This is a genomic window from Acinetobacter sp. Ac8, from assembly GCF_055392545.1.
In genome coordinates this window covers 31,492-45,383 of the sequence record NZ_AP043690.1, presented here as the reverse complement: position 1 = coordinate 45,383, position 13,892 = coordinate 31,492, and the positions used below count along the sequence as shown (strand labels likewise).

The following is a 13,892-nucleotide window of genomic DNA, read 5'->3' as shown; positions in this document are numbered from 1 at the left end:
ATATGCCAAAGATTGAAACAGAAGAGCAATTCTTAGATTTAGCAGAAAAATTCCAAAAAGATTATTGTTTATTACGCAATCATGTTGTGAATACACAATTTGTCGATCTATCAGATGATTTACGTGAAAAAGCCCATGCTCTATATAAGGAAGCACAACAGATATATGGCTATATATCTAGTTCTAGACAATTAGGTAAATATTATTATCTAGCTTCTTTAAGTTATTTTGCATGCCCGACTACTAGTAATACTCAAGAGCTGTCGTCTGAACGTTATTTGATTCTACAAGCGAGTTTTTTAACATATCGGCAGTATCAAGAATTTGCAAAAATTGATAAAGCTGAGAATAAGCAAAAACATGTTTGTGATCTCTTTCGCTATGTATCACGATATGTTCTGGATTCTAATCATGCTGAATTATTTCAAGAATGCAGTGAGCTACTAAATCGCTATGTCATGTACGAACGTAACTTGAAAAAGGAGGATCGTAATCAACTTTTTAATATTAAAGATTTCAAACAAGTACAAGCCATAGAGTATTTATCGGCTCTATTAATAATTTTTAAAAGACTTGATGATCGTCGTGTTGTTCATCGTCAGCGTAAGTCAAAAAAAAGTAAAGTTTTGCAATGGCCGACGAAAAATGAACTCAAAAAATTTCGTGAAATTAAAACGGGTAAGCAAGTAGATATTGGACATAACGCAAAGATCAGTATTTATGATGCCGCTCTTCACAAAGATGAAGAGGGTGAAGTTGATCTATTAGATCCTGAAATGGAGTTTTATTCAGAAGATGAAAAGTCTAAAAATTTAAATTATATACTCAGCGATAATGCGACGCATCTAATGCGGCATCGCCAGCGCCGTCATGCTCCTTTTGTTACAAATCCACATTATTTGGCGCCAGATATACTGAAGCAAATTGTTTATGTGTTGAGAACCGAGTTATCCGGGCACTGGAGGGATGCTGCAATCGCTGCAGCATGTTTATTGTCACTTTTGACGGGATTATCACCCGTCGCACTGATGGATTTTAACGAGCTTATTCAAGATGGAATTTTGATCCAGAATGGTTCAAGTAGACGTCGCGAATATTTACTCAAATTAAATCTTAAAATTACAGAGCAGAAGATTAAGAGCTTAAATCATGTGCGGTGGAATGAAGTGATGACACATCAACTACATTTACCTTCTGCTTGGTTTGACTATATAGAACAAGCATCGAATCCACTAATTTCATCAACACACATTAATACGAAACTTAAGAATTGGCTTGATAATCGGTTTGTAGGTTCGATCACTGTAGAAAAACTGCAGGCTCAATTATATTTTCATATATATTATGAAACATATAATGAATATCTTGCTCATGTAATTGCTGGGCGGGATAGTCAGCATCACATGCCTGGTATCTATTATGGCGGGCTACCGAAAACTCAACTCAGTAGCACATATCTAGCCTTTTTAGAAAAAGCACTTACACCACATTCCACACATTTTACTGAAGACACGGCTGAACTAAAAATATTGCAACAACAATTCAAAGTGCAATCTGCATTATCTATAGGAAGGATAGGGAGCCAACTGGCACTTGAACCCAATTTTGTGAAAGAGCAATTCCATATTTTACATAGACATTGTCACGAAAACATCCAAGAAGATAAGCACATTATTAATCAACTTAATGCATATGCGTGTTGGATGTGGCATATCAGTTTGTTGAGTTTGGCAAGTCGGCCTAAAAAAAACCTGTTGGGGAATTTGGATGATTATTGTGTTGAGCTCAAGCTTTTATATGTGAATGATAAAAAAAATAGTAAAGCAAGAAAAGATGGTCGTTTTATCCCTTTATCTGATTTTTTCATAAAAACACTGCAAAATTACACTGCCTTTTTAGAACAAATTATTGAAGCGTACGGTTCATTTTTTAGACAAGTCTTTGCAAAGAAGAAGATAACTGTAAATGATCTTTTTGGTAAGGTCATTTTTAGTAAAGATATCTTGCCGATAACTGTCAAAGAATGGCAGAGCAGGAAAATTAAGTTAATCCCTTTATCGAGAAAATGGGTGAATTCATATATGCAAGGAGTCTTTCCAAAGAATATGTATTCGAATTGGTTACGTCATTTTGACATGAACTTTTTGATGCATGAGCAGCAAGAGGGTAAACCAGCATTAGCTTTTCACTTAATTCAGGCCCTGTATGGTCATGACCAACGTGACCGAGAGGCTTTTCATCCGCATTCTTCACTTATCCCGAATGTCTATGTACAGCAAGCCCGCCAGCAATTGCAAGATAATGTCAAATCTTTATCGATTAAACACTTAGAGCGAAAATAGTTGTATGCAAAAAATCAAAGAACTAATAAAACCACAACTAGATGATCTATTTGTTGATATTCATAAAATGGTGAAAAAGTCGCTAGATAGACAGCCTTCTCCACCTGAAGTATTGACGAAAGAAATGCAGCAAAAACTTGATCAGCAGATCGCTGAAAAATGGCATGACATTAAAGATAGTGTTGATTGTTTGAGTCAAAAGTTGAGCCGAGACGAACAATCAAAACTGATGCAATTTACTGAAGATGAATTTAATAAAAGAAGGAAGCAATTCAACCAGAATGTAGATAAAAAATCATACAGAATTAAGCTAAATCCACATACTAAACGGATCGTACTGCCTAGAAAAATTGAGAGTACAGAGTCACGGTTAGAACAGGGGCATCTACATATCCATGTACTTAAGGAATTAAGGCAGTATTGGCAAGATTCATTTGAATATTGGAATGAACCAAAGTACTTATGGGGAAATTTATGCTTAAGTTTTATATATATTTCAGGCTGTGCAGATGAACAGCATTTGATTGCTATTCAGAAGCAATTGCAGGAGGCCATTGAGCTTGGTACAGATCTGAATTGTTTTCGGTTATACCATTCGGACTACAAAAAAATCACTAATCCATTGTTACTACATTATCGTGTTGAAAACTCTCAATATGGCAACGATGTAGAACAGGGAAAGTTGTACCAATGGAAACATGTTTTTTTTAACCCATATGCGCAGTTCATTTTGCAATATTTAAAAAAGTTGAAAGCTACTCAGAAAGAATTTTGTCTGCAACATTCAGTTGAAGATTGTATTTTAGAAAGCTTGAGTAAGATAGGCAGGAAAAAAAGTCTTGGGGATCTGCAATATCAAATTAAACGCCGTGGATTTCGTGCATTTAATGATGTGCAAATGGTACTCGAATTTAATCCAAACCTCAGCATAGATATATTTTTGAGTAATGTGCTTCAGCAAGAGATTAATACTGTTGCTTTAAGGCCATCCGAATTTAGATTGCTGTGGAATAATGATTACAATCAAGTCACAGAACCAGATAATCGCCCTATTCATTTTGAACAAGAGCAGTTACTTCCTGAAGTTCCGACTGTTCAAAGCAAATTACAAACGATTCCGTATGAGTTGATGTTGTTTGGTCAAAAGAAACGTAAAGGTCAAAAAGTTGAGCGTTTAGATAAAAAGAGGAATAAAGAAGAACGCACGCTACGTTTTTGGCAAGAAACTAGAAGGGTGTTAGAGGAGAAGATAGTTGATGCTAATACAGAGGAAAAGTCTTTAATTGATGCTCAACTACGCTTAATTCACTGGTTAATGCATTTAAAAAAACGAGGGCTTCAATTATCAACTATTGAAAGCTACTTAGGATCGTTTGGCAAAGAATTTATATTTGAGATTTGGCTCAATAAATTAGATTTAAAGCAACAATCCATAGATGACTATGAGGATTTATATCGGCAGCTATTGAAATACAGCAGTGAACGTGATGAAAAAGCAGTTCAACGAGATTCGGTGAAAGGAAAAACCTCTCGTAAGATGCACCAAAGCGCAGAATACCGTTTTGGTCGCCTAAAAGATTTTCATCAATTCTGTATAGAGAATTATGATGCTCCAGGGGTATTGGTGCTACAGAATTCAAGTTTTAAGCATTTACAAATTTGCAATGCACGGCTAGTGAGTCCTTTGCTATTTGGCAAATTATTGGAAAAACTAGAAAATTTAAGTCAAGAGCCAACGGCATCAGAGTGGGTCGATCATCTGAGTTGTTTAAAGCTGATGTATTTACTAAGTTATAGAACTGGACTTCGATTAAATGAAGTTCGTTGTCTTAAAATACAAGATATTATTTGCCCAGAGCTACTTTATAAAGAAAAAGAAAATACAGTTTTTAATAATATCACGCTTCATATCCAAGACAATTCATATCGCCGTCTGAAAACGCGAAGTGCGAATCGTCAAATACCATTGAAAATTGCATTGTCAGAACATGAGTTTTTAGTAGTACAACGTTACATACAACATCGTTATGAGCAATATTTGGTTAATCAGCAGGATGATCTACTTTTTAGTGTGAATCATCGTGTATTAACTGATCAATGTATCAGCAAAATTACAGTAGATTTGTTTAGTCAAATATTAGGTATGCATCATGGCTTTAGTTTTCATACATTACGCCACAGTGCTGCTAACTATCTAGCAATAACTTTGCTCGGTTCAAAAGAAATGATCAAGACCTACACAGATTGTCCTTGGGTAAAAGCAAAAAAGATGAGGGATTTATTGTTTGGTATGAAAGCACGTGCTCAAGAAGAGATTATTCAACATAAATGGCAGGTGCTCGCCTCTTGGATGGGGCATAGCAGTATTGAGCAAACGGCTTCAAATTACCTTCATGTTTTGGATTTATTAGCAGTCGATCGAATTTATAATTCGCCGTGTATCATTTCAAAAAAAGTATTAGAACAGTGTTTTAGTCCAGTGAAGTCAAGTACAGACTACATAAACCTAAATCGTTATACTCAGCAGCAGAAATGGTTTAATTCTTATCAGCAAACACAGCCAGTTACGATGGCTGGCCGACAAGAAAAGAAGTTTAGTATAGAGAAGAGTACTCTGACACCTTTTCAACGTTTGATAAGTTTTAGAGAAGGTCGTTTAAGCGAAGATACCCAAGCTCAAGAATGGATGCAACGATGTCAATGGATGAGCACTAAATGGATGGATCGCCAAAAATTTAATTTAAAAACGAATTATGTTTATAGTAAGAATTTAGAAGAGAGTTGGTTTGATGAACTTTACGAAAAGGCTAAAAAACTGACTCGTCCAGATGAAATAATTCCTCTCCTTGATTTTCATTATAAAGATGATAGGCAGCAAGATGCACTGAAAGAAAAGAACATGGTTAAGGCGCTTAAAATATTATTATTATTTGGAAAACTGCGTAAGAATTTTCTACATTTTCAATGCCGAATGAAAGGTGATGAGCAACAAATTGTTAATTTTATTACTGGTATAGAGCCAATGTTAGGAGATCATCTGTATTTAGAAAAACAAAACTACCCAGTTAATTTGGATGCTCCTGAGCGAACCGTTAAATTTAGTTTTCAAAGAGTTGTCGGCTCTAACAAAAAAAATGTTACTCCGCTGGTTATATTTAATTTAATGTTAAAAATGATGCAAAAAGATGAACTCTGGTTGAAATAGCCTAAGCAAACTAAAAGGGGAATTGTTTAAAAATCTCTCTGGTTATAAGTAAACTGTCTTTATGAAAAGCATCATACTAACTTTGATTCATAATAAAGGGAATTTAAAAGCTTTAGCATCACAATTTGGTCACTGGATTTTAGACAATAGTGTAAAGATTAGCACTTTGGTAAATCGATGAGCTAAAGTGTTGTAGTCCAAACTCGATCTGACAATTACCCATTTTTTAGTGTGCCCGTCAGGTTAAATTTGAACTGAATTTTTCTCAGCCCAAATTCATTTCCAATCAAGTTATGTTTCAAGTGGCGTGCGAACACTGCACAATTTAATTCACGGTGCCTAAGACAGGTATCAACTTCGGACCAGCCATTCTAGCTTTGCTAATGATTTCCACCAGCTCATCATAAGTCAGTTCAAACTTATCCTCACTATCAAATACATAGACCATATTCTTGCCTTCATGTTCAGGTGGAGTAGGTGGTACAAATCGTTTCGGGATAAGAATTTGTGCGAGTTGTTCGTCAGTTAATTTAAATAAGTGCATGTTTTTATCCTACTCTTGGTAAGTCAGACCATTTGGTTAAATACGAAGGTGATCTAAGGTTTTGATTCATGTGCCATGTGGCTTCTTTATTGTTGGCAATGCCTAGCGTGACGAGATTCTTCCCAAACCGTTCACTGATGGCTTCGATGGCATCTGAAAGCCTTTCTCGCTCTTGCTTATGTGAATAGTCCGTGAATAGATCGGGCACAAACTTGGATTGATCTGTAATTTCGAGCAGCACGATTCCCGCCTTTTTATACTTAAAGCCTTTCTTAAATATCTGATCGATGCCTTTCATCGCGGCCTTGGTGATGAGCAGTAGATCATCCGTATGCTCATGCATTTGAACGACGATGTAAGGCGAGTAGCGCTCTGTCTTATCAAAGCGACTGGTTTGGATATACACGCCGATCATCTTGCAGATTGAGCCATCTTCCCGCATTCGTTTCACGGCTCTGGCCACATAAAGCCGAACCGAAGCTTTAATGTCATCCATTTCATACACTGGGTTGCCATATGAACGGCTGCTGATGATTTGCTTCTTCGCTACAGTATCATCACTAAGGTCAATACAAGAAAGGCCCTGTAGCTCAAGCACCGTCTTTTCCATCACGATACTAAACTGCTTTTTGATTTCTTTAGGATTGGCATTGATCAGATCCAGCACAGATTGAACACCCATAGTATTGAGCTTCTTACAGTTCTGTCTGCCTACGCCCCAAACCTCAGACACATCAACCTGCGCGAGTAGCGTTTCTGTAGAGCATGGGTCCATATGGGCCAGATTACAGACCCCATTGAAGAACTTGTTTTTCTTGGCGAGATGATTGGCAATCTTGGCTTCGGTTTTAGAGCGACCAATTCCAATACAGCAGGGTAGGCCTAACCAACGCCAAGCCTTAGCCCTCATGTCTTGAGCATATACAGTCAGGTCAAATAGATGCTCGTAAGCTGTGAGCTTCAGAAAGCATTCATCAATGGAATAGACCTCTTGATCTCCTGGTGCAACATAGTCCCCAAGCAGCTCCATAAAGCGCTTGGACATTTCGCCATATAAGGAGAAATTACTGGATAGCACCTGAATGTTATGTTGTTTGATCAGCTCTTTAATTTGGAATACAGGAACACCCATCTTGATGCCTAAGTCTTTCGCTTCCTGGCTTCTGGCCACGGCACAGCCGTCATTGTTGCTGAGCACAATGGTTGGGCGATCATTCAAGGCAGGATTAAACACACGCTCACACGAGACGTAGCAATTATTCACGTCGACTAACGCGAATATTTCATTTTCACTTTGCATGGTTATTCTTCTTTTTATGAGCGGTGATAAATACGCTTTAAATTAAAAGTCACCACACCCCAGATTGATATGGTCTGACTATCATCAGGAATGATGTGATTGTAATTCGAATTTTCAGCCTTCAACCAAAGTTCTGGAAGCGGATAATCTTCATCTCCAAATATTTCTTTGATTTCAGACTTGGACATCTTATTGGTGATCATCAGCCGCTTAATGGTTGAGGCATTGTCATCAATCAGGGCAACCACGATATCGTAATGCTTGGCTTCAATACTGCGATCAATAATGATTGGATCATTAATCTCTAGGCCAGCATCGAGCATGGATTCACTGTCTACATAGGCAATAAAAGTAGAAATAGGGTTGTGAATCAGGAACTCATTCAGATCGAGTGCTTTGTCTTGCTCATCCTTGGTGCTGAAGGCCGGACCTGCAGGAATACGCTCTAAAGAGACGGGAATAGATACTTTGGATTTGGGTAGGACAGCAGTAAGCCCTAATTTTTCAACAAGCTCATTTTGAACAGCGATTTGTTCAAGCACGGTGTTGATGGTAGGACTTGGTTTACCCTCTGGACCCATGAGCTCTTGTAAAGATGACCATGCGTCGTCAGAGAAGTAAATAGGCAACTTCTTAGACATGAGATATGCACTTCTGCATTGACTGCTGAAATGTCGCTGTTTGGAGTGCCTAAAACTGCATTGTTTTTAATATTCTCTTGCATTCTGTTTTGATTGCTTAGCTCTTTAAGTTTCTTCACGTGCTGATCTAAGCGTCTTTGGTATTCTTCTTGTTTGGTGGATTCGCCACGGATAATACGCTCAATCCCTGCCTGAATTTCCGCTTGGCAGTGGTCAATTGTTTCTTGGTCAAATTCATGTTGCAGCACGCCAGCCGACCACTTGTAAGATGCTCGTAACGCCTCTGCTTCTGCTTCGCTGTATATACGTCTAGTGTTGTTTTTCATCGCTTACCCTTTTTTTATTGAGATATTTTATTCTTATCCTTGGCTTGGGTGATGGCTTAATTGCTTGCTGTTAAAACCGTATCTCTACGATCTATAAGTAGACAAGTTTTGTTGTGTCTACGAATAGAGCGTTTAGATTTCTCAATGTCGTGTGCGTCCCAAGTTGTGCAATCGCCAGCCATTGCACTGATTGGGTGAGCATCTTGAGAAAGATAGATCAAAGCAATCACTTTTTGATGACTTGAATCATATTGCTTTCTAACAAACTCTACACGGTCAGCAATCTTTAAAAGTTGCACGGTACAAGCCTTTAATAGCAGTGCTTACAGACATTGATGCTCATTCATGTAGGGATTTACGGTTGTTACGGTGACGTATTCGGGTCATGAGGAGAAATCTGGATTGACTGGTACTTGAGAACGCAAGTTTTCAAGATCGCTGGATAGCTTAAGCCTGTAATTGCGTGGTTTTACCTCTGTTTCATCAAACAGGTTAAACACGCATTGTAGAGAGCAAGTACGCTAAATTCGTGGATGGTGTTGTGACTGATAAATTGGTTACTTTTTGGAACCCCTACCGATGAAAATGGAAGGGTTACAGCACTGGAGAAAGGCGGGTTCTGCTCGGTAAGATCTGATGTAATAACGTGGGAAGCACTGCGGTTGTTCGCTTTGGCAAGTGAACTTTAAGCCGTATTCACCAAAACCGATCTTGAATCGGGCATAAGTGAATTTTACAGTGTGGGAGATTTGGTCAGTAGCGTTTGAGTCAATTTCGAGCGAATAAAAACGTAAGCGATTGATGAGCGAAAACCACCTCGAAACATATCCGCGCTTGCGGGTTTTGAGTCGGTGCTATTCAAAGAGATCACGGTAAATCATCCTGAAATTACCGAAAAATACGTGCGTGACTATGCTGAACAGTCAGGGTTTGTAATGGTTCAGGCATTGCAAAAGATCAAAGCGGACTACAAAGCGGCTGAAGAATTTAGTCTAGAAAAAACTGATTGATTTATGGAGACTACCTGTCAGAATTAACAGGTATGGTTAGTCCCATAAAAAAAACGCCAGCAAGGGGTTGCTGGCGTATAAAATGAATCTGCATTGACATGCAGGTATTGCCTAATTTATCAGGATTGATCCATATGTTGCATATCAAAATAACGATTTACAAAAACGAAATTAAAAAGCATCTCCCTGCCCTTATGAGTCTGCTCGGCACACTTATTTTTATGGCCGCATTCTTCGCGCTATCCGTTCACTTTAACGCTGCAATTGTCAAATGTCACTAAAAACTGACCCACTATTTGCATCTAAAATTGACCCACGTAGTTGTTAAAATATTACAGTCGTGAAACTCAATTAATTGATGGCTAACTCCTCCTGATCTATTTTGGTTTGTCGTGGTTTAGTTCGCTTTGTTGCAATTCCCTTGGTACTCGATTCTTTAAAGCGCCAAGACTCATTGCCTGTTTCGACGATATGACAATGATGCGTTACCCCCGCCAAAATAGATATCCATAGTGCGATATGTAGTTGCAGAGTGCCTAACAATATTACTATCTAGGAATATTTTCATGGCCATGCCTAACGAGGCTGTAGCGAAACTCCCAGCCGAATTTTACCCATTAAAGCGGTCCAAATAACAAACATATTTCATGCTGCTATTCAAATTCCAGCTCACTAAAGCGCAACAACTTCGCTACTTTTCAAATAGCCGCGCATCACCAAAAATAAAATATTTGTACTTCGAGTTTTGCTACAACTTCAACGAGTCTGTAGTAAAAGGAATCCGTAAAGACACTTATCCACAGCACTCTCTGTATTGATTAGTAGTAGGTTAAAAGCCACGCAAACGATTTTACATAATCGCCACTTATGAGTAGTGACGTAATTTTAATGTGTCTCGACCTATTTTGAGCCTTCCAGCTGCGTTCGGCCAGAAGCGGACGCCAGGGTGTGCCTTAAAATCCTGCTAAACCCCTCCCAGCTAGCTCCGCCAATTACCGGCGCCTCACTGCATACCAATTGGAAGTCTTATAGCCAAGCGTTTGAGTGCGATTGCTAATTGCTCGCAATAAAACTGTAACATTGAGTCGTTATGCTCACCTCATTATCTGATTTCGTAATCAAAAATAAAGATTGATTACAACAACGAGGGTCTGGCAGCAATGATTCAACTTCAAAATATTACCGTCCAGTACGGACAAATGATTGCGTTGCATCCAACTTCACTCACGTTTCAACAGGGACAGTTTTCAGTGTTGCTCGGTGCCTCTGGTGCAGGCAAATCAACAATGCTCCGTTGTCTTAACCTGATGCAAAAACCCACTAACGGCAATATAAACATTACAATGTTAGGTTCATTGTTGGACAAAAAAATATTGCAAGAGCATCGTCGGCGTACTGGCATGATATTCCAGCAGCATCAATTAATTGGTCGACTTTCTGTTTTGCAAAATGTGCTAATGGGTAGACTAGGTTATCACTCGACGCTTCGTACTCTTTTTCCTCTATCGAAGGAGGATCAATCTATTGGATTACACAGCCTTGACCGCGTTGGGCTACTTCACAAAGCACTCTCACGAGTGGATGAGTTAAGTGGCGGTCAGCAACAACGCGTGGGTATAGCTCGGGCATTAGCGCAGCGACCGGCACTTGTTTTGGCAGACGAGCCTGTGGCAAGCCTTGATCCAGCAACCGCCAACAAAGTCTTGGCGCTCTTACACCAGATATGCAAAGAAGACGGCATAACCGCTGTAGTCAGCCTACATCAAGTCGATCTCGCTAAACGCTATGCTGACCGAATCGTCGGTCTGGCTCATGGCAAGGTTGTGTTCGATGCAATACCAGCGGCTCTGACACAAACGCATGTAACTGAACTCTATGAACAAAGCGTTTGAGTGCGATTGCTAATTGCTCGCAATAAAACTGTAACATTGAGTCGTTATGCTCACCTCATTATCTGATTTCGTAATCAAAAATAAAGATTGATTACAACAACGAGGGTCTGGCAGCAATGATTCAACTTCAAAATATTACCGTCCAGTACGGACAAATGATTGCGTTGCATCCAACTTCACTCACGTTTCAACAGGGACAGTTTTCAGTGTTGCTCGGTGCCTCTGGTGCAGGCAAATCAACAATGCTCCGTTGTCTTAACCTGATGCAAAAACCCACTAACGGCAATATAAACATTACAATGTTAGGTTCATTGTTGGACAAAAAAATATTGCAAGAGCATCGTCGGTGTACTGGCATGATATTCCAGCAGCATCAATTAATTGGTCGACTTTCTGTTTTGCAAAATGTGCTAATGGGTAGACTAGGTTATCACTCGACGCTTCGTACTCTTTTTCCTCTATCGAAGGAGGATCAATCTATTGGATTACACAGCCTTGACCGCGTTGGGCTACTTCACAAAGCACTCTCACGAGTGGATGAGTTAAGTGGCGGTCAGCAACAACGCGTGGGTATAGCTCGGGCATTAGCGCAGCGACCGGCACTTGTTTTGGCAGACGAGCCTGTGGCAAGCCTTGATCCAGCAACCGCCAACAAAGTCTTGGCGCTCTTACACCAGATATGCAAAGAAGACGGCATAACCGCTGTAGTCAGCCTACATCAAGTCGATCTCGCTAAACGCTATGCTGACCGAATCGTCGGTCTGGCTCATGGCAAGGTTGTGTTCGATGCAATACCAGCGGCTCTGACACAAACGCATGTAACTGAACTCTATGAACAAAAAGCGCAATTGAATTCAAACATTCCAAATATTACTCATAACCATTGTTTAACTTAAGAACTGAGGAGAAATAACCATGAAAAAGCTATTCGCTGTACTGTCTCTAATATTGTTTAGCCTCTTAGGTAGTGTCACATATGCCGCACCTAATCCTGACCCCGGCACATTAAAAGTTGCTCTCTTGCCTGATGAAAATGCATCAACCGTCATTAAAAATAATAAGCCTCTAGAGATGTATCTTGAAAAAGCTCTGGGCAAAAAGATTGAGCTTATTGTTACCACTGACTATTCATCAATGATTGAAGCAATGCGGTTCGGTCGTATTGATCTTGCATATTTTGGGCCCTTGTCTTATGTATTGGCCAAACAGAAAAGTAAGATTGAACCATTTGCAGCAATGCAACAAAAAGGCACAACAACTTATCAGTCAGTGCTAATTGTGAATAAGGCGGCGGGCATCAACAACATCACAGATATCAAGAAAAAAGCCGTTGCCTGGGGTGACAAGGCCTCTACATCCAGCCACCTGATCCCCAAATCAATGCTTGCTGATAAAGGATTATTTGCCGGAACGGATTACAAGGAGCATTTCGTAGGCGCTCACGATGCAGTGGCGATGGCAGTTCAGAATGGACACGCGCAGGCCGGTGGTCTGAGCAAGCCCATTTTCAAATCGCTCGTTCTGAGCGGCTTGATCGATCTAAACAAAGTGAAGGTCTTAGCGGAGTCAAAACCGTTTCCTCAGTACCCATGGGCTATGCGCTCTAACTTAAAACCAGAGCTTAAAGAAAAAATTCGTGCTGCCTTCCTCGATTTGAAAGATCCGAACGTGTTGAAACCATTCAAGGCTGAAGGATTCGGGCCTGTAACAGATAAGGATTACGATGTCGTGCGTGATTTAGGTAGTTTGCTAAAGCTAGATTTTTCCAAGTTCTAATTTTTTGAGGTCTCTACAATGAATACGAACTTCGAAGCCATATTGTCAGAGCAGCGCCAAAGCTGGAATCGAGTAGTTAGGTATGTGATATTGATTTTAGCTATTGTCGTCGGATGTTGGTATTACGTTGGTCTATTTGATGGTGAGCGTTTAGGCGAAGGCGTGCCAAGTCTTGTTAGTCTCATTGGTGAGATGTTCCCTCCCAACTTTAGTGAGTGGAGAGCATGGGTCAAGCCAGTGCTCGATACCTTAGCCATGAGTATTGCTGGAACCGCCATCGCTGTGCTTTTGTCCGTGCCCTTGGGTATTTTGGCTGCACGCAATACCAGTCCACATCCAGCGGTCTATCAGGCTGCGCGTGCTCTGTTAAATGTGTTGAGATCTGTTCCTGAGCTTATTATGGGTATAGTTTTCGTGGCAGCTGTCGGCTTTGGTGCACTGCCGGGTGTGTTGGCATTAGGCCTGCACTCAATCGGCATGATCGCTAAGTTTTTTGCGGAAGCGATTGAGCATACAGATCAAGCACCAGTTGAAGCTGCGCAGGCCGCAGGTTGCAGCCCGCTACAAGTGATATTTCATGGCATTTTTCCGCAAGTATTACCGCAAATGGCCGACACCGCGATTTATCGGTGGGAATACAATTTTCGCGCCTCAACGGTGATGGGAATGGTCGGTGCCGGCGGTATAGGTTTCGAGTTGATAGGATCGCTGCGTCTTATGCAATACCAAGAAGTATCCGCGATATTGCTGGTCATTCTTGGGATGGTGACGCTAGTTGATACATTCAGTTCATTCTTGCGTCGCAAGTTCAAGTAGCTAACCCATATAAAAAATCCGGTATACACATGAGGGTCCA

Annotated in this window: 11 protein-coding genes and 1 pseudogene; 7 read left to right on the top strand and 5 right to left on the bottom strand. The window is 40.1% G+C overall.

The window, feature by feature from the left end; translation table 11 throughout:
- Positions 1–2 precede the first annotated feature (2 nt).
- Both ACZ5QH_RS23065 and ACZ5QH_RS23060 read left to right on the top strand, forming a co-directional pair.
- On the top strand, positions 3–2,342 hold the full coding sequence (locus ACZ5QH_RS23065) for a hypothetical protein (RefSeq protein WP_002058482.1): 2,340 nt from the start codon (positions 3–5) through the stop codon (positions 2,340–2,342).
- 4 nt (positions 2,343–2,346) lie between these two features.
- A complete protein-coding gene (locus ACZ5QH_RS23060; RefSeq protein ID WP_006582679.1) occupies positions 2,347–5,547 on the top strand; it encodes a site-specific integrase in 3,201 nt (1,066 codons plus the stop codon).
- A gap of 325 nt (positions 5,548–5,872) precedes the next feature.
- Here ACZ5QH_RS23060 and ACZ5QH_RS23055 read toward each other — a convergent pair whose 3' ends face one another.
- The 4 genes from ACZ5QH_RS23055 to ACZ5QH_RS23040 all read right to left on the bottom strand — a co-directional run bounded on the left by ACZ5QH_RS23055 (position 5,873) and on the right by ACZ5QH_RS23040 (position 8,657).
- The gene (locus ACZ5QH_RS23055; RefSeq protein WP_000550047.1) at positions 5,873–6,091 is read right to left on the bottom strand and encodes a hypothetical protein; all 219 of its coding nucleotides are present in this window, start codon (positions 6,089–6,091) and stop codon (positions 5,873–5,875) included.
- Positions 6,092–6,095: 4 nt separating this feature from the next.
- Positions 6,096–7,391 carry a Y-family DNA polymerase gene (locus tag ACZ5QH_RS23050; protein ID WP_001190352.1) on the bottom strand — a complete coding sequence of 432 codons (1,296 nt, stop codon included), beginning with the start codon at positions 7,389–7,391 and terminating at the stop codon, positions 6,096–6,098.
- A 14-nt stretch (positions 7,392–7,405) separates the two neighbouring features.
- Positions 7,406–8,032 (bottom strand): LexA family protein, encoded by a 627-nt coding sequence (locus tag ACZ5QH_RS23045; RefSeq protein WP_000038641.1) that lies wholly within the window; start codon positions 8,030–8,032, stop codon positions 7,406–7,408.
- Positions 8,033–8,414: 382 nt separating this feature from the next.
- On the bottom strand, positions 8,415–8,657 hold the full coding sequence (locus ACZ5QH_RS23040) for a hypothetical protein (RefSeq protein ID WP_004777684.1): 243 nt from the start codon (positions 8,655–8,657) through the stop codon (positions 8,415–8,417).
- A gap of 552 nt (positions 8,658–9,209) precedes the next feature.
- Between ACZ5QH_RS23040 and ACZ5QH_RS23035 the strand changes: the two genes are divergently transcribed.
- Positions 9,210–9,368: a hypothetical protein gene (locus tag ACZ5QH_RS23035; RefSeq protein WP_303578061.1), complete on the top strand. Its 159-nt coding sequence runs from the start codon at positions 9,210–9,212 to the stop codon at positions 9,366–9,368.
- Between the two features lie 351 nt (positions 9,369–9,719).
- Here ACZ5QH_RS23035 and ACZ5QH_RS23030 read toward each other — a convergent pair.
- Positions 9,720–9,902, bottom strand: a pseudogene (locus ACZ5QH_RS23030) (hypothetical protein); the annotation flags it as partial.
- A gap of 626 nt (positions 9,903–10,528) precedes the next feature.
- Here ACZ5QH_RS23030 and phnC (ACZ5QH_RS23025) point away from each other — a divergent pair.
- The 4 genes from phnC (ACZ5QH_RS23025) (at position 10,529) to phnE (ending at position 13,852) form a co-directional block, all read left to right on the top strand.
- Positions 10,529–11,260, top strand: a complete 732-nt coding sequence (gene phnC / locus ACZ5QH_RS23025; RefSeq protein ID WP_464016804.1) for a phosphonate ABC transporter ATP-binding protein — start codon at positions 10,529–10,531, stop codon at positions 11,258–11,260.
- Between the two features lie 116 nt (positions 11,261–11,376).
- Positions 11,377–12,156, top strand: a complete 780-nt coding sequence (gene phnC, locus ACZ5QH_RS23020; protein WP_151838191.1) for a phosphonate ABC transporter ATP-binding protein — start codon at positions 11,377–11,379, stop codon at positions 12,154–12,156.
- Between the two features lie 19 nt (positions 12,157–12,175).
- The gene (gene phnD / locus ACZ5QH_RS23015; protein WP_303578143.1) at positions 12,176–13,036 is read left to right on the top strand and encodes a phosphate/phosphite/phosphonate ABC transporter substrate-binding protein; all 861 of its coding nucleotides are present in this window, start codon (positions 12,176–12,178) and stop codon (positions 13,034–13,036) included.
- Between the two features lie 18 nt (positions 13,037–13,054).
- Positions 13,055–13,852 carry a phosphonate ABC transporter, permease protein PhnE gene (phnE, locus tag ACZ5QH_RS23010; RefSeq protein ID WP_004757464.1) on the top strand — a complete coding sequence of 266 codons (798 nt, stop codon included), beginning with the start codon at positions 13,055–13,057 and terminating at the stop codon, positions 13,850–13,852.
- The last annotated feature ends 40 nt before the right edge of the window (positions 13,853–13,892 follow it).